The following is a 224-nucleotide window of genomic DNA, read 5'->3' on the forward strand; positions in this document are numbered from 1 at the left end:
AGTTCTTTTGAGGTTAAGACCTCGACCTATTAGTACCGGTCCGCTCAAAGCCTTGCGGCTCTTACACTCCCGGCCTATCTACCTGGTCTTCTTCCAGGGGTCTTACCTGGCTTACCCAGTGGGAAATCTTATCTTGAGGTGGACTTCGCGCTTAGATGCTTTCAGCGCTTATCCCGTCCAGACTTGGCTACCCAGCGATTGCTCCTGGCGGAACAACTGGTACA

General features: G+C 52.7%; 1 rRNA gene. It reads right to left on the reverse strand.

Features of this window, described 5'->3' with window-relative positions:
• Positions 1 to 9: 9 nt before the first annotated feature.
• Positions 10 to 224: ribosomal RNA gene (locus ULO1_RS14040) — 23S ribosomal RNA — on the reverse strand; the annotation flags it as partial.

The organism is Carboxydocella sp. ULO1 (assembly GCF_002049255.1).
Lineage (GTDB): Bacteria > Bacillota.